At 61.6% G+C, this 22782-nt stretch carries 18 protein-coding genes and 1 tRNA gene; 5 read left to right on the forward strand and 14 right to left on the reverse strand.

Going from position 1 to position 22782, the window contains the following annotated elements; all coding sequences use genetic code 11:
• Positions 1–33 precede the first annotated feature (33 nt).
• From IEV88_RS07865 to IEV88_RS07880, 4 genes are all read right to left on the reverse strand, one after another.
• A complete protein-coding gene (locus IEV88_RS07865) occupies positions 34–1590 on the reverse strand; it encodes a tryptophan halogenase family protein (protein ID WP_188158970.1) in 1557 nt (518 codons plus the stop codon).
• 153 nt (positions 1591–1743) lie between these two features.
• Positions 1744–4779, reverse strand: coding sequence for a TonB-dependent receptor (locus IEV88_RS07870; RefSeq protein ID WP_206711242.1), 3036 nt, complete (start codon positions 4777–4779; stop codon positions 1744–1746).
• A 421-nt stretch (positions 4780–5200) separates the two neighbouring features.
• On the reverse strand, positions 5201–7465 hold the full coding sequence (gene bglX, locus IEV88_RS07875; protein WP_188158969.1) for a beta-glucosidase BglX: 2265 nt from the start codon (positions 7463–7465) through the stop codon (positions 5201–5203).
• A gap of 187 nt (positions 7466–7652) precedes the next feature.
• Positions 7653–8399, reverse strand: coding sequence for a LytR/AlgR family response regulator transcription factor (locus IEV88_RS07880; RefSeq protein WP_188158968.1), 747 nt, complete (start codon positions 8397–8399; stop codon positions 7653–7655).
• 160 nt (positions 8400–8559) lie between these two features.
• On the opposite strand from IEV88_RS07880, the gene IEV88_RS07885 reads away from it, so the two are divergent.
• Positions 8560–9765, forward strand: a complete 1206-nt coding sequence (locus IEV88_RS07885) for a sensor histidine kinase (protein WP_188158967.1) — start codon at positions 8560–8562, stop codon at positions 9763–9765.
• Positions 9766–9809: 44 nt separating this feature from the next.
• Here the strand turns inward: IEV88_RS07885 and IEV88_RS07890 are convergent, their stop codons facing one another.
• The 6 genes from IEV88_RS07890 to IEV88_RS07910 are packed head-to-tail and all read right to left on the reverse strand — an operon-like array spanning position 9810 to position 15312.
• Positions 9810–11612: a SulP family inorganic anion transporter gene (locus IEV88_RS07890; protein ID WP_188158966.1), complete on the reverse strand. Its 1803-nt coding sequence runs from the start codon at positions 11610–11612 to the stop codon at positions 9810–9812.
• A 44-nt stretch (positions 11613–11656) separates the two neighbouring features.
• Positions 11657–12892 (reverse strand): NAD(P)/FAD-dependent oxidoreductase, encoded by a 1236-nt coding sequence (locus IEV88_RS07895; protein ID WP_206711241.1) that lies wholly within the window; start codon positions 12890–12892, stop codon positions 11657–11659.
• Positions 12893–12913: 21 nt separating this feature from the next.
• Positions 12914–13330, reverse strand: a complete 417-nt coding sequence (locus IEV88_RS15250) for a protein tyrosine phosphatase family protein (RefSeq protein WP_206711240.1) — start codon at positions 13328–13330, stop codon at positions 12914–12916.
• Between the two features lie 14 nt (positions 13331–13344).
• Positions 13345–14211 carry an MBL fold metallo-hydrolase gene (locus IEV88_RS07900; protein ID WP_188158965.1) on the reverse strand — a complete coding sequence of 289 codons (867 nt, stop codon included), beginning with the start codon at positions 14209–14211 and terminating at the stop codon, positions 13345–13347.
• A 19-nt stretch (positions 14212–14230) separates the two neighbouring features.
• Positions 14231–14647 carry an ArsR/SmtB family transcription factor gene (locus tag IEV88_RS07905; RefSeq protein WP_188158964.1) on the reverse strand — a complete coding sequence of 139 codons (417 nt, stop codon included), beginning with the start codon at positions 14645–14647 and terminating at the stop codon, positions 14231–14233.
• Positions 14644–15312, reverse strand: a complete 669-nt coding sequence (locus IEV88_RS07910) for a peroxiredoxin (RefSeq protein ID WP_188159245.1) — start codon at positions 15310–15312, stop codon at positions 14644–14646. The genes IEV88_RS07905 and IEV88_RS07910 overlap by 4 nt, the downstream gene beginning before the upstream one ends.
• Positions 15313–15412: 100 nt before the next feature.
• On the opposite strand from IEV88_RS07910, the gene IEV88_RS07915 reads away from it, so the two are divergent.
• Positions 15413–15832 (forward strand): YeeE/YedE family protein, encoded by a 420-nt coding sequence (locus IEV88_RS07915; protein WP_188158963.1) that lies wholly within the window; start codon positions 15413–15415, stop codon positions 15830–15832.
• Between the two features lie 9 nt (positions 15833–15841).
• Positions 15842–16267, forward strand: a complete 426-nt coding sequence (locus IEV88_RS07920; RefSeq protein WP_188158962.1) for a DUF6691 family protein — start codon at positions 15842–15844, stop codon at positions 16265–16267.
• A gap of 13 nt (positions 16268–16280) precedes the next feature.
• Here the strand turns inward: IEV88_RS07920 and IEV88_RS07925 are convergent.
• Positions 16281–16366: transfer RNA gene (locus tag IEV88_RS07925), tRNA-Leu, on the reverse strand.
• Positions 16367–16525: 159 nt separating this feature from the next.
• Here IEV88_RS07925 and IEV88_RS07930 point away from each other — a divergent pair.
• The gene (locus tag IEV88_RS07930; RefSeq protein WP_206711238.1) at positions 16526–16966 is read left to right on the forward strand and encodes an acyl-CoA thioesterase; all 441 of its coding nucleotides are present in this window, start codon (positions 16526–16528) and stop codon (positions 16964–16966) included.
• A 51-nt stretch (positions 16967–17017) separates the two neighbouring features.
• Here the strand turns inward: IEV88_RS07930 and IEV88_RS07935 are convergent, their stop codons facing one another.
• The 3 genes from IEV88_RS07935 to IEV88_RS07945 all read right to left on the reverse strand — a co-directional run bounded on the left by IEV88_RS07935 (position 17018) and on the right by IEV88_RS07945 (position 19878).
• Positions 17018–17455 carry a hypothetical protein gene (locus tag IEV88_RS07935; protein WP_188158960.1) on the reverse strand — a complete coding sequence of 146 codons (438 nt, stop codon included), beginning with the start codon at positions 17453–17455 and terminating at the stop codon, positions 17018–17020.
• A gap of 207 nt (positions 17456–17662) precedes the next feature.
• Complete coding sequence (locus tag IEV88_RS07940) at positions 17663–17929, reverse strand: hypothetical protein (protein ID WP_188158959.1); 267 nt, start codon at positions 17927–17929, stop codon at positions 17663–17665.
• A 164-nt stretch (positions 17930–18093) separates the two neighbouring features.
• Positions 18094–19878, reverse strand: coding sequence for an acyl-CoA dehydrogenase C-terminal domain-containing protein (locus IEV88_RS07945; protein ID WP_188158958.1), 1785 nt, complete (start codon positions 19876–19878; stop codon positions 18094–18096).
• Positions 19879–20173: 295 nt separating this feature from the next.
• Between IEV88_RS07945 and IEV88_RS07950 the strand changes: the two genes are divergently transcribed.
• Entirely contained in the window at positions 20174–22693 is a 2520-nt protein-coding gene (locus IEV88_RS07950; RefSeq protein WP_188158957.1) for a tetratricopeptide repeat protein, read from the forward strand.
• Positions 22694–22782: the final 89 nt, after the last annotated feature.

The raw sequence follows: 22782 nt of genomic DNA on the forward strand, positions 1-22782 counted from the left end.
TGTTCTTTCTTCTATTGCCGCGGGAAAGCGACCCTAAACTCTGGTAAGCCCGACCTGCAGGATGTGATCGAGCAATTGCCGGTTGGTGGGCAGCCCGGCAAGGAACCGCCGGGTCATCGTCGTTATGTCATCATGGTGACGCCGGGCAAGCGCCGGATCGTCCTGACGGCGCAGCGTCTCGGGGAAGGCCGTTTCAACGCCCATGCCATAAAGCACATAGGCATAGCTCGCAGCGGGGAAGATTTCCTGACTCTGCGGAAAATCATCGCGCGATGGCGGCCCGTGGCGCCAGCGCTCCAGCAGTGCCGCCAGCTTCTCCGGCCAGCTCGCCGGGTCGCGATGATCGCGCCAGTATGGCTCCATCCGTTTACTGAGGACATAATGCAGCTTCAGGAAGTCGACGATACGCTCCCAGCGATAGGCAAAGCGGTCATTGAACTGTTGCGCCGATTGCGCGAGCTGTCCCTCGCCGAACGGTAGCAGTCGGCTGATCATGTCGGCGGAAAGCTCGACCATAACGATAGCCGAAGCCTCGAGCGGCTCGACGAACCCGGCAGCCATGCCGACGGCGACGCAATTGCCGCGCCATGGCTGCTTGCGGTAGGCAGAGCGAAACCGGATCAGCCGCGCGTCGTCGCTGCGCACGCCGGCGCCAGGCGCGGTCTTCTGCAGATAGGCGTCGAGGGCAGCGCAGGCTTCATCTTCGCTGATATGACTGGATGAATGCACATACCCTACACCACGGCGCGATTGCAGGCCGATATCCCACACCCATCCGGCGGCAAGTGCCGTACCGACCGTTTGCGATTCTATCGGTGTCCGTTCGCCATCATAAGGCACGTGCAAGGCGAGAGCCCGGTCGTTAAAGAGGATATCGGATACATCCGTCAGTGGACTGTCTAAGTGGTCACCAATCAGCAGCGCACGGCTGCCGGTGCAGTCGATGAAGAGATCGCCCGCGACAGGCCCGAATTGCTTCGTCTCCACCGACGCGATATCGCCAGTGTCGCGAACATTGATGCCGCTGACAGTATCCCTGACATGATTGACGCCGAGACGCGTCGTGCAATGCTCACGCAGCAACTCGGCAAAGGCACCGGCATCGAGGTGATAGGCATAATTGGCAACGGCGGCATATTCCGGTGTCGCGGCCTGCTTGGGCGCCTTTCCCTCGCGACAAAGGGTCACCTGCGCGCTGATGGCGTCACCGAACGGCGTGCCTTCGGGCGCTGCCTGCCATACGGCAAGGCAGGAAATATCGTCAGGGTCCGGTGGGGCGCTGAAGGGATGGAAATAGCTGTCGGATGCACTGCCATCGACCCAGCCGTCGAAGCGCGAGCCTTGCTTGAAACTGGCATTGCAGCGGCGGATGAAATCGGTTTCGGAAAGGCCGATACGGCGCAGCGTGTCGCGCAAGCTCGGCCATGTGCCCTCCCCGACCCCAAGGATCGGCACGTCGGGCGACTCGATCAGGGTGACATCGAGACCGGCCTCTTTCCACGCGCAATGATCGGCAGCGAGAACCCCGGCCGTCAGCCAGCCGGCAGTACCTCCGCCAATGATCACGACACGTTTTATTGGCCTTCTCAAGTCGTATCCTCCTCCCGATATGGAGACTTCTTATCGTTGGCCTCAGTGTAGAACAGTATGGCGGCGATGTTAACGCGACATTGTCGTTGCGGCAGTCGCGAAACGAAAAAACCCCCCGCGGGTTGCGCGGGGGGCAGTACTCTTTCCGGGAAACTAGAAAGAGAAGCGTGCGCCGACGGCGTAGCGGGGGCCGGTCTGTGTCGCAAAGTTCACATAGGCCGCCGATCTGCCAACGACACGGGAGGTTTCGTTGGTGACGTTGATGCCTTCGGCAAAGACGGTGATCCGGTCGGTCACGTCATAGCTGGCATTCACGTCAAGCTGTCCATAGTCTTCGACGTAGAGCGGGTTGTTCGGCGTACCGCTGACACCAGTCGCGGACGTCAGGAACTTGTCACGCCAGTTGTAGGCGGCCCGGACCTGGAAGCCGTTCCTGTCATAGAAGCCGATGACGTTATAGCTGTTCGACAGGCCCAGAAGCGGCGTCTGAACGTCACCGCTGATGGGTACGGACAGATTGTCGAACTCGACATCGCCATCGACCAGCGTGTAGTTCAGGATCCAGCCGAAACCGGTATCGCCGAGCAGGTGCTGCCAGGCAAATTCCCAGCCATCGACTGTCTTGGTTTGGTCATCATTGACCGGACGGGAAATGCGGAATTCAAGCAGCGGATCCTCGCCTGCCACACCGAAGATGTTGCCGACATAGGCACCTGGCGTGCCGCCGGTGATCTCGAATGTCGACGGATCAGCATTCTCGAAGATCCACTGGCGGATCGCTTCCGCGTCGGTCGTCCCCAGCGCGGCGACCGCAGCATCATATCGCTCACCCTGATAGGGCGTATACACATCGAATGGCGTCTGGCCACCGACAACTTCATTGCCTATGAAATTCTCGACTTCCTTGTTGAAGTAACCGGCAGAGAGATAGCTGCCGTTTTCATAGTACCACTCGGCCGAGAAATCGATATTGGTCGAGAGGAAGGGTTCCAGTGCCGGGTTGCCGGCTGAGCCCTGCGCGCCGTCGATGCGGAAGATCGGCGCAAAGGTCTGGCCGCCCTGAATATCCGCATAGCTCGGGCGTGTCATCGTCTTGCTGTAGGAAGCCCGCAGCACGACATCCTCGCGTGGCTCGACCTGGAAGTCGATGGCCGGAAGGATGAAGTCATATTCGCCGGTAAGCTCGGTGAAGTCCCGATTGTCCGGGTTGTTGGTGCCAAGGAAGCCGAATTCGTTAACGGCGACCCATTGCGTACCGGTCGGGATCGGCACGAGAGCCTCGGACGTGACCTCCGTTTCCTCGTAGCGCACACCGCCGACGACGGACGCCGGCCACGCACCGAGCATGAACTCGGTGTCGACCTCGAAGAAGGCCGCAAGGCTCTCTTCCTGTGTCCGGCGGTCGGTTTCCAGGATCGGGTTGATACAGGTGCCAGTGCCGCCACAAAGCGGGGCAAAGCCACCGATCGGCTGATCCAGAGCCGCCGCCAGGCGATCGAAATCGATGATAAAGAAGTCTTGGAACGTATCCTTGTAGCCATCGAACTGGTCGAAATTGCTCGCCAGGTCGGCGCGCTGCCAGATATCGTCCGGATAATCCTCGGGCGTACCGACACCGCCCCAGCTGTCACGCTGGTTGTTGGAGAAAGTGGACCGGTAATCATTGGTCGTAGACGACACGCCGAAATCGACACTGCGCACGATCGAATTGTCGAACTCATAGGTACTGACCAGCTGGATCTGCTGGATTTCCGTACGGATGAAACTGTCCTGGATGGTCGCCCCGGTCGCTCTCATGCGGTCGGCGCTGATATCCGTGAAGGGGTCTTCCCAGCCAAGAGACAGGGTTGGAAGATCCGACGAGAAATCGACCCCCTGATAGTTCAATGAGAAGTCTGCCGTGCCCAGAACCCCTGCGGTTCCGAACGGGCTGTCATTGCCGGATTCAGCGCTGGAATCATGCACGTCGAGCTCGAAGCTGAGATTGTCCGTGGCTTCCCATTCGACATTGAAGCCAAGGGAATTGTTCTCGCTGACGGTGGCAAAGCGCGCCGCCCCCATGGAAAGATCCGTCGTGCCCGGCGCGAAATCTTCGTTATAGAAGACGATGTCCGAGATCGGACCATCGCCCCATGCGCTCGTCGTATTACCGTGGTTGAACCAGACCGACAGGTCGGACCGGCGTGTCTCGACCTTGTTCTGGGAATAGAAGTAATCGAGCGTCGCCGTCAGCGTTTCGATCGGGCGATATTGCAGGGCGAGCTGGCCATTGATCCGCTCGCGGCTGATATCGGTCAGCGAGTAATTGGAGCTTTGCGGCACGGAATAGATGTCATCCGGGCCCGGGCGGTTGGTTACCTGGGTATCGGCAGGCGGCTGGGGCAGCGTGCCCCAGTTGTTTTCCGAGCCGAGATAGGCGCCGCGCCAGCCATCGGGCGTCGCGAACTGGGCAAAGCCGCTGTCACGCTTCTGATAGCTACCGACAACCGCAACGCCGAACGTGTCATCGGCGAAGGTGTTGGAATAGATGCCGGAATATTCCGGTGTGAATGAGGTGCCGTCGCCGAGTTCGGTTACGGAATCGTCGATCACGCCCTTGGCGCCGACTGAAAAGCGCATGCCCGGCGCATCCAGCGGACGGGCCGTCAGGATGTTCAGCGTAGACCCGATACCACCGGTCGGCACGGCAGCGCGGCCGGTCTTGTAGACACGGACGCTGGCGATGCCTTCGGAGGCGAGATTGCCGAAATCGAAGCTGCGCGAGGCCGGTGCGCCGCCGGTCAGGAAGGCGGTCGGCATCTGGCGGCCATTCAGCAGGACGAGGTTGAAGTCCGGCCCGAAGCCGCGAACGGTGACCTGGCTGCCTTCGCCATTCTGGCGGTTGATGGAAACGCCCGTGACCCGCTGCAGCGATTCGGCAAGGTTGGTATCCGGGAACTTGCCGATGTCTTCCGCCGTGATCGCATCGACGACGCCTTGCGAATTGCGCTTGACGTCGGAGGATGCCTCCAGCGACTGGCGGATGCCCTGGACGATGATGATGTCTTCTGCCTGGGCCTGCGAATCCTCGATATTATCCGCATCATTGCTGTCCTGCGCAGCCGCCGGCATGGCCAGGGACAGTGCCGAAACACCGCCCATCAGCGCGATGGAGAGCTTCACGCCCCTCAGGTTATTGGTCTTGATCATGGTAATCCTCCCTCTGATTGTCGTTAGGTGGTTTGATTTTTTGTCTTGAAACACCGGGTTCCACCGTGCGCAAAGTTATGACGGGTACACGCCCCAGGCAGGATCTCCTGCCCGCTTTTGCCCATTGAATGAACCGTAAGTCCGAAGTCCTCCTTGCCGCCTTCCACGAGCGCATGCCGTGCTGACGGATATTTTTTCTTATGGTGATCCATTGCCCGGTACGGCTTCAATTGATTTGCGGTGGGACGGACAGATGCTGCGGCAAAACGGAAATGTTCAACGCTAACAATGGGCTTTGAGGCCACGCGAAGGCCGGGTACGCAGGCACGGATCGGCCATTTTCCCGGTGTGCAGAATCGAAAACGGACGGGTGCGGAGCAGCCCTTCCGCTTAATGATAGCGCTATCGCAATACCGAATTGTCAGTCGCCAGTGCGGGTAAAGCTGGCACCCAGGTCAGCCATCGACGAGCCGCCGACATAGACCTCGAATGCGCCATACTCGACCGTGAAGTTCCCATGCTGATCATAAAATCCCAGCTCGGCGCCGCTGAGCTCGAAGGTCACCTGCGTGATCTCGCCCGGGACGAGCATGACCTTTTCAAATCCCTTCAGCTCCCTGACCGGGCGGGCGACGCTGGCCACGGGATCACGCAGGTAAAGCTGCACGACTTCCTCACCCGCCATCTCGCCGGTGTTCTCCACCATGACCGACACCGTCACGGCGCCAGCGTTTTGCACTATCTCGAGCTCTGAATAGGCAAAGCCGGTATAGCTGAGGCCATGGCCGAACGGATAGAGCGGGGTGTTCGGCAGGTCATTGTAATGCGACCAGAAGACCTCGTTTTCCAGCGGCCCGGGGCGGCCGGTATTCAGGTAATTGTAATAGACCGGGATCTGCCCGACAGAACGCGGGAAGCTCATCGGCAGCTTGCCGCCGGGGTTATGCGCGCCGGTCACCACACTCGCAATGGCGTGACCGCTCTCATGCCCCAGATGCCAGGCCTGCACGATGGCGGGAATATTGGCATCGGCCCAGTCGAGGATCAGCGGACGGCCGCTCATCACTACCAGCACCGTCGCGGGATTGGCGGCATGGACGGCCTCGAGCAATTCCTGTTGAACACCGGGAAGACCGATATCGGATCGCGAGCGCCCTTCCCCGCTTTGCAGGCCGTCCTCGCCAAGGACCAGGACGACCTTGTCGGCCTTGCGCGCGGCGGCAACGGCGGCGTCGAAGCCGCTGCGGTCGCTCGTATTGACCACCACAGGCTGCGGGAAGCCGGCTTCGCCGACCTGCACGGCAGCCCCTTCGCGATAGGTGAAATCGACGCCGGCAGCCTCGAACCCTTCCACGACCGAGACTGCTGTGTCGCTCTCCCCGGCGGCGCGCCAGTTTCCGAGCGGGGTATCCTTGTCGGCGGCGAGCGCGCCGATCAGGGCGATTTTCTCGCCTTGCTTCAGCGGCAGCAGGCTGTCCTCGTTTTTCAGCAGCACGATGGAGTCCTTCGCCACCTCAAGCGCGATTGCGCGGTGCGCCGGTGCCATCAGGATATCCTCCTGAGCCGGATCATCGACATAGCGGTAGGGGTCAGCGAAAAGGCCAAGCTCATGCTTGACGCGCAGCACCCGCCTCACGGCATCGTCGACCAGCGCGATATCGACATCGCCGCTCTCAACCAGGTCAGCCAGGTGATCGCGGTAGACATAGGATTCCATGTCCATGTCCGACCCCGCCTCGATCGCCAGTTCCGCCGCATCCCGCTCGCTCGCGGCAAAGCCGTGATCGATCATTTCACGCCCGGACCCCCAGTCGGACACGATGAAACCGTCAAAGCCCCACGCCCCTTTCAGCAGGTCGCGCTGGAGATAGGAATCACCTGTCGCGGGCACGCCGTTCAGCGTGTTGAACGAGTTCATCGCGGTGCGCACATTGGCCTCGTCAATGGCGGCCTTGAACGGCGGCAGGATGATATTGTGCAGCGTCACCGAACCGACATCGACAGTGTTGTAATCGCGCCCGCCCTCGGAAAAGCCGTACCCGGCGAGATGCTTGATTGTCGCCGCGATCGTGTCGTCCGCTGACAGATCATCGCCCTGGAACCCGTTGACCCGGGCAACGGCAACGCGCGAACCGAGATAGGGATCCTCCCCCGCCCCTTCCATGACGCGGCCCCAGCGCGGGTCGCGCGAGATGTCGACCATGGGGGCGAAGGTCCAGTTCAGACCCTGGGCCGCGGCCTCGATAGCGGCGATACGGGCGCTCTGTTCGATCAGGTCGAGGTCCCAGCTCGCGGCCTCGGCCAGCGGGATCGGGAAGATTGTCTTATGCCCATGCACCACGTCATAGCCAAAGATCAGCGGGATACCGAGCCGCGAATCCTCGACCGCAAGTTCCTGCACCGCCCGAACCTCGTCGCGGCCGACGACATTCAGCATCGAGCCGACACGGCCGTCGCGTACCTGGTCGAACTTTTCTTCCTGTTCACCGCCTTGCGGGGCGGGGCCCGTCGCGTCCCAGAAAGAGCTGTATTGGGTCAACTGGCCGATTTTCTCCTCCAGAGTCATCTCTGCGAGCAGCGCATCGATCTGCCGCTCGACATCATCCTGCGCGAGGGCAGCGACCGGCGAAAAAACTGGAGAAAGGCCAGCCATCACGGCGAGGCCGGCAAGGAATTTCCTGATCATTGTTTCCGTCCCAGAGGTAGTTTTTTCTCATCAATGCCTGAAATGGAGTCCGGCTGGACCGGTCAAAACAGACGTGGGGGAACGATTTACCGATATGGGAAAGACCGCAATATCTGTGCGGTCGAATGGCCGCTTGCTGCGGCAGGACGGATCGTGCACGGCGCAATCGCGCCCGACCGTCCCGCGGTCAGGCCTCGCCCGTCAACCGGTGAACGGCGTCGCGATAGCTGCGGCTGACCTTGACCGCAACGCCATTTGTGAGCGTTACCAGCGCCTCACCCTTGGCCAGCAGGCGCACTTCCCGCACATGCCGCGCGGAGATGATGGTGGAACGGTGAACGCGCACGAAGAGATCGTCCGGCAACTGCTTTTCCAGCGCCCGCAACGTCCTGCGCAGGGCATATTCGCGCGATGGCGTGTGGATCAGCGAATAGTCCCCCGCCGCTTCGATCGAATAGACGTCCTCATAGGGGATGAAGTAGACATGGCCGGCATCCTTGACCTTCAGCATGCCACTGCGCTCGGGCTGAGGCGAATCGGCCTTGTCATTGCCCATCTCCGTCGACGCGATCAGTGAATTGAGCCTGACGGCTTTTTCCACCGCCTTGCCGACCCGTTCCGGATCGAGCGGCTTCATCAGGTAATCGATGGCGTCGACACCGAAGGCATCGACCGCATATTCGGCGTGCGCCGTGGCGAAGACCAGCAGCGGCTTGGGATCGACACGCATGTGTTTGGAGGCATCGACGCCGCCCAGTTCTGGCATCTCGATGTCGAGCACGACAAGGTCGATGCCACCCTCATTGATCACTTCCAAAGCGTCGATGATGGACTGGCAGGACATGACGATCTCCACCGCCCCGGTGTCCTTCAACAGCGATGTCGCCAGTTCCAGCGCCGGCAATTCATCGTCGCACACGATTGTTCTGAGCATATCTCCCATCCTTTGGTCGGGAACTATAGGGTCGGTGCCCGTGACTGCCAAACCGTTTATCAGCCGGCCCGGCCCGGGGCCGCGACGAGCCCGGCCACTGCCTGCTTGACTTGACGCAGCCAATTCTCCCACCCTGAGGGCAGTCAGACGGAAACGCTTCATGCAGACCACTTTCGATCAATATATCCAGCCGCGACTCGCCTCGCCGGGTCATCAGTACTGGCTGTTCCAGATCGCCGGCTGGTCAGCGATGACGATGCTGAGCTATTTCAGCCTGACCCTGTGGTACAATCCCGGTCAGTGGACGCCGGCCTTTCACACCATTCTGCAATCGATCCTCGGCCTGCTCGTCAGCCACCCCTTGCGCTGGATCGCCTCGGCGGCATGGGAGAAGCCGCTGGTCAGTCGTATCCTGATCAATGTCGGCGCAATCCTCGGCGCGAGCCTCGCCTGGACCTTCCTGCGGCTGATCACCTTCCAGTGGCTGACCGCCGAGATCGTCAATCCGAAGGATTATGGCGGCTGGCTGTTTGCCTCCGTCATCGTCTTCGGCTCCTGGATCTTCTGCTATCATGCCCTGAAATATTACCGCCAGCTGATGGAACAGCGGGAACTGGCCATCGCGGCACAGCGCGACGTGCTCGAAGCCAAGAGCCTTGCCCAGGAGGAAAGCGTCAAGCGCCTGACCGCCGAGAGCCTCTATCGCGAGGCGCGCCTGCGGATGTTGAAATACCAGATCAACCCGCATTTCCTGTTCAATGCGCTGAACTCGGTCACCCTGCTGGTGCGCAAGGGCGAAGCTGACAACGCGGCGCAGATGCTCTCGCGCATCGCCGACTTCCTGCGTGTCAGCCTCGAGCACAATGACGAACTGGAACATACGCTCGCAGAGGAGATCGACGTGCTGGACCTCTATCTCAGCATCGAGAAGCTGCGTTTCGGTGACCGTCTGCAAACCGAGTTTTCGCTCACCAGCGAGGCCGAGCGCTTCATCGTGCCGAGCTTCCTGCTTCAGCCCCTGTTCGAGAATGCGATGAAATACGCCGTCGGGCGTAGCCTGAAGCCGACCCGGATCACCCTTGAGGGCCGGGTCGAGAATGGCTGGCTGGAGCTATGCATTGCCGATACAGGCCCCGGCATCGACTTCGCCAAGACCGGCGATGACGAGCGCTCGACCGGCATCGGCCTGCGTAATGTCGAACAGCGCCTGCGCTCTTCCTATCGCGACAATTTCCGCTTCGACCTCGCCCCGAACCACCCGCACGGGCTGAAAATCAACCTCGCGATCAAGGACGACAATCCGCGTGCCGGCGCCAGCAGCAAGATCAGTAAGCCAGTGGGCATGCCGGTCGCCACGGATGAGTAAGTGCTACCCTGCGTTAGAATGCTTCGACAGAGGGTTGCAGGGATCTAGTCCACTCCAGCGATGATGCTGGACGGTCTCGGCACCGCGGCGGGGTTCGTCACCGGTGCCCGCCTGTCAATCGCCGCCTGCGTGCCGTCATGATCGAGCGCCGACATCGCCTCGAACTGGTCGAGAAACACCTTCCCCGTCAGGCCCTTCAGGAAGCGGGTATCCTTGAGCCTGTCCATTACCGGTCCCTTGACTTCGGACAGGTGCAGGCACACCCCGGTGTCGTTCAGCCGGTCATTGATGGCTTCTAGACTTTCCAGCGCGCTGGCATCGATCTTGTTGACCGCCGGACACATCAGCACGAGATGCCTGATAGCGGGCCTGTTGCCGATAATGCCATAGACAAGGTCTTCCAGGAACCGCGCATTGGCGAAGTAGAGGCTCTCATCGATCCGTATCGTGACGACTGCTGGCGATATGGCGACTTCATGCCGGTTGACATTGCGGAAATGATGGGTACCTGGCACCTGGCCAACGATCGCGAAATGCGGCCGGCTGGTATTATACAGGTGCAGGAACAGCGACAGGGCAACGCCGGTGGTCACCCCCAGTTCGACACCGAACCCCAGCGTCACCACGATCGTTGCGGCCATTGCCGCGAAATCTGTTTTCGAATAGCGCCAGACATTCACGATCTGCGGGAAATCGACGAGCGAAAGTACCGCGACAATGATCGTCGCGGCGAGAACGGCCTGCGGCAGATAGAAGAGGTATGGCGTCAGGAACAGTGTCGCAAGGGCGATGCCGGCCGCCGTGAAGGCGCCGGCAGCCGGGGTTTCGGCCCCGGCATCGAAATTTACCGCCGATCGCGCGAGCCCGCCCGTCACCGGATAGCCGCTGGAAATACCTGCCGACAGGCTCGCCGCCCCCAGGGCGATCAACTCCTGGTTCGGATCGATGCGCTGGCGCCGCTTGGCCGCCAGCGTCTTGGCAACGGACACGGACTCGACGAAACCGATAAGGGCGATAAGCCCCGCTGAGCCGGCGAGCTGCGTCCAGACATCTGCGTTGAAGTCAGGCATGCCGAGCGACGGCAAAGATCCGGGTACGGACCCCAATATCCTGACCCCCTGCCCGTCAAGACCCATCGCGGCGACAGCGACGATACTGGCAATGACAGCGAAAACCGGCCCGGCCCTGGCGATGATCATCGCTGGCTTCACAGCCAACCCCGCCTTGACCAGCATGTCCTTGAGCATGCCCCGCGCCCAGAACAGGAACAGGAGCGACGATCCGCCGATGATGACCGTCGGTATATTGATGGCGCCGAGATGGGAAACGATCGAGGCGATCAGGGTCGGCAGTGTATGTCCGTGGGCGGATATGCCGAGAATATGCTTCAGCTGCGATGCGGCAATGATGATGCCCGACGCCGTGATAAAGCCGGAAATGACCGGATGGCTGAGGAAATTGGCGAGGAAGCCGAGCCGGAACACCCCCAGCAACAACAGCATCAGCCCCGACAGGAAGGCGAGGATCAAGGCTGCCTCGATATATTCGGCGCTGCCGGCGGCCGCGATCTTTCCCGCCGCGGCCGCCGTCATCAGCGACAGGATGGCAACCGGCCCGACAGCGAGCGTGCGGCTGGTACCGAAGATCGCATAGGCGATCAGTGGCAGGATCGAGGCATACAGGCCAATCTGGGGCGGCAGCCCGGCCAGCATCGCATAGGCCAGCGATTGCGGGATCAGCATGATCGTGACGATCACCGCCGCAACGGCATCATTGACGAATGTCTCGCCCTTGTAATGACGCGCCCAGCCGAGGATCGGGAAATATCTTGATGGTCGAAATTGCATCTGTATCCGCCTCCGGCGGCTTTCGGGTGTCGGCGGATCAATGATCAGAGCGGCTGATCTATCAGTTTCGGTTTCACCATCCACTCCTTGCCTTTCAGCATTCCCTTCCAATAGATCGGCGGCAGCATCCTCTCCTTCAGGAACCAGGCACTGCCTGTCGCTTTCGTCCCGTCGAGAAGCCATGACGGGAAGGATGGCAGCAAGGTTCCGCCATAGCCGAACTCGGCCAGAACGATCTTGCCACGCTCGACCGTCAACGGACATGATCCGTAGCCATCATACATCGCTCTTGGGTCCTTGCCGTCGAGATGCTGGAGGGTATTCACGGCGACGATCGGCGCCTGCTTGCGGGCGGCGGCGGCCGTCTTGGCATTGGGCGTGGAAGCGGCATCGCCAAGACCGAAAATATTGGCGTACTTGTTGTGGGTCATCGTATGCTGATCGACATCGACCCATCCGGCCTCATTGGCCAACGGACTGCGAGCAATGAAATCCGGCGCCGTCTGCGGCGGACAGACATGTATCATGTCAAAACCACGTTCGATGATTTCTATCTTGTCATCGCGCTTGCGCTCGAAGGCCGCCACCTTTCGATCACCATCCACGGATATCAGATTGTCGAAGAAACAAAGATCGATCCCGTATTTCTCGACATAGTCCATCAGAGCCGGCACATAGGTCTGTACGCCGAACAGCACGCCGCCGGCATTGTGAAATTCTACGTCAATATCTTCCAGCACACCGCGCTTCAGCCAGGCATCGCACGACAGATACATCGCTTTTTGCGGTGCGCCTGCGCATTTGATCGGCATCGGTGGCTGGGTGAAGAGCGCCCTGCCGCTGCTGACAGTTTGTACAAGCTCCCACGTATACGGCGCAAGGTCATAGCGATAGTTCGAGGTGACACCGTTTCGGCCCAGAGCATCCTCCAGCCCGGCAATTCCTGCCCAGTTGAGCTTCAGTCCCGGCGCAACGACAAGCGCCTCATAGCTCAGCTCCTCGCCATTATCGAGAGCGATTGCATTGCGCTCAGGGAAAAACTCGGTGACCGCGGCCTTCTTCCATCGGGCCCCTGACGGAATGAGATCTTTCATCTCGCGTTCGGTCTCTTGCGGCTTGAAGACGCCGCCGCCGACAAGCGTCCATCCCGGCTGGTAATAATGCTTTGGCGCGGGCTCGACGATGACGATATCGAGACTGCGCCGGCGAGACAGAAGGCTTGCCGCTGTCGACAGGCCTGCGGCACCGCCGCCTATGATTATCACGTCATGTCGAGACATATTTTCCTCCGCAAGGTGATCTTATGATTTTTTCAGAAGCGGCGCCATCGGCTCGAGGTCGTAACCTGCACGCCTGGCGAGCTTGATGATCTCGTCGGCGGAATAGCGCCCGGCATTGGCAAGCGCCCACAGCTTCATCGACCGCATGCCGGAGCGGCAGAACGCGAATACCGGTCCATAGGCCTCATCCAGAACTGCGCGGAAATCCGAAACGTCCTCGTCCGAGATCGCCGACCCGACGACAGGAATATGGCGATAGTGCAACCGCTCCTGCAATGCGCTCGCCAGCAGGCTGGCAGCAGATGACTGATCATCCTCCTCGCCGTCGGGCCTGTTGTTCACGACCGTGGTAAAGCCGGCGGACGCGATCTCCCGCAAATCCCCCGGCTCGATCTGTGGCGACACGGTAAAACTGTCCGTGACCTTTCGGAATTCCATTGCGCCCTCCCCCCTTACAATGCGTTGATCGGGACTTTCATGTACCGCACGCCATTCTCCTCCGCAGGCGGCAGATCGCCTGCCCGCATGTTCACCTGTACCGATGGCAGGATCAGCGTCGGCATTGCCAGTGTCGCATCGCGTTCCGTGCGCATTCTGATGAACTCATCGCGCGACGTGCCTTCTTTCACATGGATGTTCGAGCGCATCTCTTCACCGACCGTGGTTTCCCAGACATAGTCGTCACGGCCCGGGGCCTTGTAGTCATGGCACAGGAACATGCGTGTCTCGGCGGGCAGCGCGAACAGCTTCTGAATCGAATCGTAAAGTGTTCCCGCATCGCCGCCGGGAAAATCGCAGCGCGCCGTACCGAAATCCGGCATGAAAATCGTATCCCCGACGAACACGGCATCACCGATGACATGACTCATACAGGCTGGCGTATGACCCGGCGTATGAATCGCGTGGGCTGGAATCGCCCCGACGCTATAGGGCTCACCATCCTTGAACAGATGATCGAACTGGCTGCCATCGGTATGGAAGGACTGCCCCTCGTTGAAAATCTTGCCGAACACTTTCTGCACGGTGGCGATATGCTCGCCGATCGCCGTCTTGCCGCCGAGCGCCTTCTTGATATAGGGCGCGGCGGTCAGGTGATCCGCGTGCACATGGGTATCGATGATCCACTCGACCTCATAGCCACGCTCCCGGACAAAGGCGATCATCCGGTCGGCGGATGTCGTGCTGGTGCGCCCCGAGGCGGCATCGTAATCAAGAAGCGAATCGATGACGGCGGCGTTGCCCGTCTGCGGGTCCGCGACGACATAGCTGATCGTGTTGGTTGCTTCGTCAAAAAAACCGGTAACTTCAGGCGTATTCATCTGGCTCTCCATATTTCTGTCAGGCTTGCTCTGTCCGTACACGGGCGAAAAGGCTTGACCCGCCCTGCTTGGCCATTCTTGATCCCGGGGCGTCCTTCTTGCCCCGGGAAGGGGCCGCTGCCGCCGGGCCAGGCTTGCCCAGCATGACGGCGCAGATCGCGTCCATCATGCCACGCACACGCTGGTCCGTAGACAGCGTATAGTAAACAGACTTGGCTTCGCGCCGCGTCTCGACCATGCCTTCTTCGCGCAGCTTGGCCAGTTCACGCGACAGGCGCGGCTGGCGGATATCGAGGCTTTGCTCGATCTCGCTGACCGACATTTCCCGGTCACGCAATTGGCAGCAGATCAAAAGCCGGGCCGGATGGGCGAAGGATTTCAGCAGGATCGTCGCCTCATCCGCCATCCTCGAGAGGTCTTGCGTATCAGGCGTCATGACGCCTCCCCGGCGGCAGTATAATACCACGCCGCACCGGCTTGCCCGTCGTCCCTGTCATCAGCCTCGGCCATCGTCAGCGGCGGCGGCAGGACCGCCCGGTCTCCCGGCTTCCAGCCCTCCGGCGTCGAGACCGGATGTGCGTCGGTCTCCTGCAAGGCGGACAGCACCCGGACGATCTCTGCGACCGAGCGCCCGACATTCAGGGGATAATGCACAATCGCGCGGACATAGCCCTCCGGATCGATGAAAAACACCGAGCGTACGGCGGCGGTGGAACTGGATCCCTCATGCACCATGCCATAGGCGCGCGAGATTGCCATCGACATATCCTCGATGATCGGAAAGCCGATACGCACCCCGAAACGGGCGTCGATATCGCGCACCCAGGCAAGGTGGGCAAAAAGGCTGTCTACGGACAGTCCCATGAGCCGGCAATTCAGGGCCTCGAACCGGCCCGCCGCGTTCTGGAACGCGATGAACTCGGAGGTGCAGACCGGGGTGAAGTCAGCCGGATGGGAGAACAGGACGACCCAGCGGCCGCGATGATCGGACAGGCGGATCGGCCCCATCGTCGTGCGCGCCTCGAAATCGGGCGCAAGGGTGTCGATTGAGGCGAGAACCCGTTCCTGGCTTGGCTGGACTGTCTCGATGTCGGTCACGATGGGTCTTTCGTTTGTTTGTCAATAGTCACTTGCCACAAAACATAATACGTTTTACAGTTATGTCAATTGTTATTACCCCTGATAGAGGAGTCTGATGGAAATGGACAATTTCACCCCGCTCAGCGCCACTGCTGGCGGCATCATGATCGGCATATCCGCGATTATGCTGATGGCGAGCCTTGGCCGGATCGCCGGAATCAGCGGCATCCTTGGCGGCGCGCTCAGCCTGACCGGCGGCGATCGCGGCTGGCGTGTTGCCTTCCTCGCGGGCCTGCTGCTGCCCGGTGTCGTGGTACTCGCCGGCATCGCGCCGCGCCCTGATATCGACTTCGTGGCGAATGGCTGGCTGCTCGCACTCGCCGGTCTCCTCGTCGGTTTCGGAACACGGCTAGGCTCCGGCTGCACCAGCGGGCACGGCGTCTGCGGCCTCGCCCGCTTCTCGAAACGCTCGCTTGCCGCCACCGCCACCTTCATGGCGTTCGGCGTCGCGACCGTTTTCCTCATCCGTCATATTCTCTAGGAGACAGACATGCGCTTCATCTGGCCATTCTTCAGCGGGCTGATATTTTCTGTCGGCCTCGTCATTTCCGGCATGGTCAATCCGGAAAAAGTCACCGATTTTCTCGATCTCGCCGGCACCTGGGACCCCAGCCTCGCCTTCGTCATGGGCGGTGCCCTGGTGACGACCGCAATCGGTTTCCGGTTTGTGCTGCGTCGTCCGGCGCCGCTTCATGCCGACAGGCACCATTTGCCGACATCGACGGTTATCACGCCGCAATTGCTGACCGGCTCGGCCCTTTTCGGTATCGGCTGGGGCATTTCGGGGCTGTGCCCGGGGCCTGCCATCGCCGCTTTCCCGATGACCCTGCCGGTCATCGCGCCCTTCGCGATCGGCCTGCTCGCCGGGCTGGTCCTGTTCCAGGGCTATGAGCGCCGGTTCGCAAGGAGCTCATGAGAGCAATGACGAATGGTGCGGACGGCGGGACTTGAACCCGCATGCTCCAGGAGCGACAGATTTTAAGTCTGTTGTGTATACCAATTCCACCACGTCCGCGCTGCGGCCCGATGCCGGGTCGTCTTCCAATATAGACCGGGTTTCTGGGCCCGGTGCAAGACCATGGAGCGCCTGCGCCCTGCCGCCATCTGCATTGCGGCCTTGATGGCGGCAGGAACAATCCCGATACTGGCGGTACCCAGTCAGGAGCCACCAGTCATGAGCCGGCCAGATCCGCGCCTGCGCGCCGCCTACCCCCTGTTCCGTCCGATCCAGACCCGCTGGATGGACAATGACGTCTACGGCCACGTCAACAATGTCGTGTACTATTCATGGTTCGACACGGCGGTGAATGGCTGGCTGATCGAGGCGGCCGGGCTGGATATCCATGCTGGCGATGTCATCGGCCTCGTCATCGAGACCCGGTGCAATTATTTCGCGCCGCTCGCCTTCCCCGACCGGATAGAGGCCGGCATCGCCACCGCCCATATCGGCCGCTCCTCCGTGCGCTATGAGATCGGCCTGTTCGCCGCGGGGGCCGAGGCGCCAGCGGCGCAGGGTCATTTCGTTCATGTCTATGTGAACCGGGATGGCAGGCGGCCAGTCGCCGCCCTGCCCGACCGGATGCGCCTTGCGCTGGAGACAATTCGCCAGGAATGAACCCCCTCGCGGCGGTCGCGAGGAGTGTTCAGCCTGCCATGCCCGTGACGCTCACGCGCCGTCCGGCGGCGGCAGGTCGCGCGGGCCCGGCCGGGACGATCGGCCATTGCCGGTCGCCTTGACGATCAGCCACACGATCAACGCGATGAACAGGAACGGGCTGGCAACGACGAGGATGGCGACGAAGATGCCGAAAAAGGCGCCGAGAATGCCGATCATCGCGCCGATCAGCCCCATCAGCACGCCGAAAATGGTCGCGATGATGGCAATGAGCACGGCGAAGATGGTGGCAAGCACACCGACGATGACGGCGATGATGGCCTCGAACGGATTGAGATCATGCAGCGTCTGCCCATCGACAGTGACGATCCCGCCGCCGAAATGGTGCAGGGACAGCCCGCTGACCGCGAACAGACCGGCGACGACGACGAGCACGATCAGCCAGGTATGGGTGCGGTTGGAGCGGCGCTCCGGTTTCAGTTCAGTCATAATTCATGGTTCCCTTTCAGGAACGCCCTCATGATCATCATTTATTGTTTTTCGATAAAAAGTCAAGGGGCGGTGGCCCCGACCCGGGCCGTTTCACGACGCCGCAGCCCGCCAGCGACCAGGCGCGGCGCAAAGCGGTCTTGCCCGCTGCGGCAGGGACTGGAGAAGAAGCCCGGGACGGCATAGCAGGCGAAACCGGGAAAAATCCTAGCTGACGGGCTTCCCGGCTTCATCCTCCGCCTGCGGTGTCTTCTCCGGCGCCTCTGCGGAGGCCTCGACCGCGCCGGATCCGGCCTGCTTGCGCCGGCGATTGGCTTCGTCCGTCTCGCGGGCCAGGCGGATATAGTCGATCTTCGCCGCGCGCCGGTCCATGCGGTCCTGCATCTTCCTTTTCGACGAGCCGCCAAGCCTCATGAAGACGTGGCCGTAAACCACGGCGAACATGGCGACGAAAGCAAGGCCGAGCCAGATCATGAACAGTCCCTCAAAGCGATGAGCCGCAGGCAGGCACCTGCACGACGCCGTTTTGCCCGGTCAATCAAGTCGGCGCAACCTTTCGCCAAACCCGGCCTCAAAAAAAGGGCCTGCGGCGTCCCCGCCGGCAGGCCCAATTCAAGTCGAGACTCTGGCGACGGCTGCTAGAACGCGTCCGCCTCCAGGGCCATCATCGTCTCCGCGCCGGTCTTCAGCTTGGCGAGGTGGGCGGAGGATTCCGGCAGGATGCGCTCGACGAAATATTTGCCGGTAATCAGCTTGGACTTGTAATAGGGATCATCCTCGCCCTGCTTCTCGATCGCGACTTTCGCCATCTGTGCCCAGACGAAGCCGAGCGCCGTCAGGCCGAACAGGTTGAGGTAATCATGGCTCGCCGCGCCCGCATTGTCCGGGTTCGCCATGGCGTTCATGCCGAGCCACTGGGTCGCTTCCAGCAGCTCGCCCTTGGCTTTCATGAGGCCCTCGATGAACGGCTTCAGGTCTGCATTGCCGTCATTGTCGGAACAGAACTCGTCGATCTCGGCAAAATAGGTCTGCCAGTAGCGGCCGCCATCGGCCATCAGCTTGCGGCCGACGAGGTCCAGCGCCTGGATGCCGTTCGTGCCTTCATAGATCATCGAGATGCGGGCATCGCGATAGAATTGCGACATGCCCCATTCCTCGACGAAGCCGGAGCCGCCAAAGACCTGCATGGCGTCCTGACAGCCCTGCACGCCCTTCTGGGTCAGATAGGCTTTGATCACCGGCGTCAGCAGCGCCATGTAGTCATTGGCTTTCTGCTTCTCGGCCTCGTCCTGCGACTTGTGCGACAGGTCTTCCTGCAGCGCCGCCCAATAGGTCAGCGCCCGGCCGCCCTCGGTGAAGGCCTTCGTATCCATCAGCATACGGCGTACATCGGGGTGGACGATGATCGGGTCGGCCGGCTTGTCGGGGAATTTCGTACCGGTAATGGAGCGCGACTGCAGGCGGTCCTTGGCAAATTCCAGCGCGTTCTGATAGGCCACTTCCGACGCGGCATAGCCCTGCATGCCGACGCCGAGGCGAGCCTCGTTCATCATGATGAACATGGCGCGCATGCCCTTGTGCTCCTCGCCGATCAGATAGCCGGTCGCCCCGTCATAGTTCATGACGCAGGTCGCATTGCCGTGAATACCCATCTTTTCTTCCAGCCCGCCGCAGGAAACGGCATTGCGTGTCCCCGGCTCGCCATTCTCGTCGAGAATGAATTTCGGCACGATGAACAGCGAGATGCCCTTGATGCCGTCCGGCGCGCCCTCAATCCGGGCCAGTACCAGGTGGATGATGTTGTCGGCCATGTCATGCTCGCCGGCCGAGATCCAGATCTTCTGGCCGCTGATCTTGAAGGTCCCGTCTTCCTGCGGCACGGCCTTGGAGCGGATGAGACCCAGATCGGTGCCGCATTGCGGCTCGGTCAGGTTCATCGTGCCGGTCCATTCGCCGGTCGTCATCTTCGGCAGATAGGTCTGCTTCTGCTCGTCCGACCCGACCGCGTGGATCGCGCGCATCGCCCCGGCCGACAGGCCCGGATACATGGCGAAGGAATGGTTCGCCGACGAGGTCATCTCGTTAACGGCATAGGCGAGCACGACCGGCAGCCCCTGGCCGCCATATTCGGGGTCCTGCGCGATCGAGCCGAAGCCGTTTTCGCGGAACTGGTCATAGGCTTGCCTGAAGCCTTTCGGTGTCGTCACCGAGCCGTCGTCATGGCGCTTGCAGCCTTCGAGGTCGCCGACCCGGTTCAGCGGCGTCAGCACGTCGCGGTGCCATTTGCCGCTTTCCTCGAGGAAGGCGTCGATCACGTCCGGCGTCGCATCGGCGAAGCCCGGCAGGTTGGAATAGTTCTGCAGGTTCAGGACCTCGTGCAGCAGGAACTGCATATCGCGGATCGGGGCGTTATAGATCGGCATGTGAATCTCCTCGGAATTTTGTTGGATGAGCGGGCGTTCAGCCGCCGCGCGTGGTTGAGATCGACTTTAACCCTCGTGCCCTTGCGATAAAAGCAGCTCTTGCAGTTGGAAGTGAGGGCAGATCGTAGCAGTTGGTACTACAGGCCGGTGCGGCGCATTGAGCGCGTCCCCGTGCTCCCGATGTGCATAGATTTTTGCCCTTTTGGTCTTCACCTGCCCGGCGAACCAGCTTAGCGATTGAAAGGTTAACAGGCTGGGAACCTCCCGGAAAAGATGTAAAGACAGGGCGGACGCCATGAAACCGAATACGCCGTGGAGTATCAAGGGGATCGACCCGGACGCGCGCGATGCTGCAAAGAAGGCCGCGCGCGCCGCCGGCATGACCCTGGGCGAATGGCTGAACCAGCAGATCCTCGAAAGCAGCCAGGACGGCGTTTACGCAGATGACGACGCCCCCGCCCGCCCGGCGATGACGGCCAGCCCGATCACGCTCGACCACCTGCGTGAACTCGTCGCCTCCCTCAACCGCCTGAACGACAAGCTGCAGCGTACCGAAAAGAACAATCGCGAGGAAATCGCCGGCCTGAATCAGGGGCTGACATCGGCGCTCGAGCGCATCCGCTCCATGGAAGCGGCCCGCGCCAGCAATTCGACTGACGCGCTGATTGCGCGCATCGAGCGGATCGAGGCCGGCGGCATCAACCGCCAGTCCATCGACGGGCTCAAGGCGCTGGAAAAGGCGCTGAGCCGCACCCTCAACCAGTTCGAATCGATCCGCGAGGAAACGATCGGCCGGGTCGAGGCGAACGAGACCGCGATCGAGGGGCTAACCTCGCGCGTCGACATGATCGACGCGCAATTCTCCGAAGCCATTGTCGACTTGCGCCAGAATGTCGATGCCGTGACCACCCAGATCAGCGCAACGGAGGAATCCGTCAGTGCGCTGATGCAGGAGGCCCGCGAAGCGTCGAACTCGAACGACGAAGCCTTCATCGAGCGTACCTCGAAGAAGATGCGCATCCTCGGCAACGAGATCAAACGCACCAGTGACCGGATTCAGGCGCTCGACTCCAAGATCCTGAAACTGGCGGGCCGCATCGACGCGTCCGAACAGCGCTCGGCAGAGGGCATCAGCGAGATTTCCCGTACCGTCTCCGAATTGTCGAGTGAGCTGACCGCCTTCGACCGCGATCAGGGCAGCACCGTTGCCGAAGCCCGCAAGGTGATCGAGAGCGCCTCGAGCGCCGCCGATGACCGGCTGACGACACTGAAGAAATCCTTCGACACCATGTTGCTGCGTATCGAAGGGATCGCCGATGGCGAACGCGCCGCCCGCGAAAGCCAGCCATTATCCGTTACCCCGGCGCCGGCGATGTCCCGGCCAGTGGCGCCGCCACCGGAGCTCTCTCAGGACCCTGAGTTTTCGCCGGATGAAGAGTTCGACAGCATGGCTGGCGAGCAGGCAGCGCTCGCCGAACCGGACGAGACGCTCCCCGGCGAATCCATCGAAGACGATTTGCCGCCGCCGGTGACGGATTTGCAGGAAGACACCGACCTGCCGGAAGTCGAGGATGATCTTCCGCCCGAAGTTGTCACCGCACCTGCGGTCAAGGCCGAAAAGCAGGATCCGCTGCGCGCGGCCATGAAGGGCGCCGAGGATGCCGCGCCGAATGAAGAGGATTTCGACGCTATTTTCGGCGAGCCGGTCGCCCGCGACCCGTCCGACTGGGATGATGATGACACGCCGGAACTGGATCTCACCGCACCGCCGCCTGCTGACACCAGGCGCCCGGCGGCGTCGCGCCCGGAAGAAACGCTGACCCCGAAACAGAAAGTCATCCTCGCCGCCCGCGCCCGCCGCAAGCGGCTGGAGGAGCAGTCCCGCCCGGCAGCGCCGGCCGAGCCCCTCGCCGCACGGCAGCCGGCACCCGAAAAGCCGTCCGAAGACAAGCAGGGCGCCAGCCTGATTGCCGGCCTCACCGCCCGCCTGCGCGGCAATGCTGCCGAAACGGAGGACACGCGCGAGAGCCAGGCCGAAAAGCTGCGCCGCAAATACAGTACCAATGGCGACGCCAAGGGCGGCCTGCCGATGATCCCGCTGATCCTCGCTGGGGTTCTCGCCGTCTGCCTTCTTGGCTGGTTCCTGCTGAAGGATACCCTGCCGCAGAACGTTTCCGCCATCGACCGGCCGCAACCGCCCCAGCAACAGGCGCCAGCGCAACAGCCCGCAGCAACGCCGCTGGAGAATTACGACCGGGCCGAGGCCGCGCTCAGCACTGGCCGCACCGCGGAAGGCGTTGCCTTGCTGCGCCAGTCTGCCGAGGCAGGGTATCCGCCCGCGCAATTCCAGCTCGCGGAACTCACTCGCGATGGTGAGCTTGGCCTCATCGCCAACCCGGTTGTTGCCCGTCAGCTCTATGCCGACGCTGCCGAGGCTGGAAATGTCCCGGCGATGCACAAGCTCGGCTCGCTCTATGCCTCCGGCGAGGGCGGCGAGAAGAACGACTTCACGGCATTGAGCTGGTTCGAGCAAGCCGCCGCCTATGGCTATGTCGACTCCATGTACAATCTCGGCCTTCTCTACGATCCGGAAGTCAGCCTCGAGGTCGACGACCAGATCCTCGACAGCGCGGCGCAGGCCTATTACTGGTACTCCCTCGCCGACCGGCTCGGCGACCCCGATGCTGGCGACCTTGCCGCCGAGACCGGCGCCGGCCTGTCGGACGGCGAGCGCGCCCAGCAGGACCAGCGCATCGCCGCATGGTCGCCGCAGCAGCCGATCCGGTCCGCCAATCGCGAATTCACCGGCCGCTGATCCATCGTCTCGCCGGGCTTGGCAACCGGCGCGCTGTGCAGAACAGGTTCCCCGCCCTATATTGTCTTCGGGAGAAGCAGTAGAGTGGG

Source organism: Aquisalinus flavus (genome assembly GCF_014640095.1).
Taxonomy (GTDB): Bacteria; Pseudomonadota; Alphaproteobacteria; order Caulobacterales; family Parvularculaceae; genus Aquisalinus; species Aquisalinus flavus.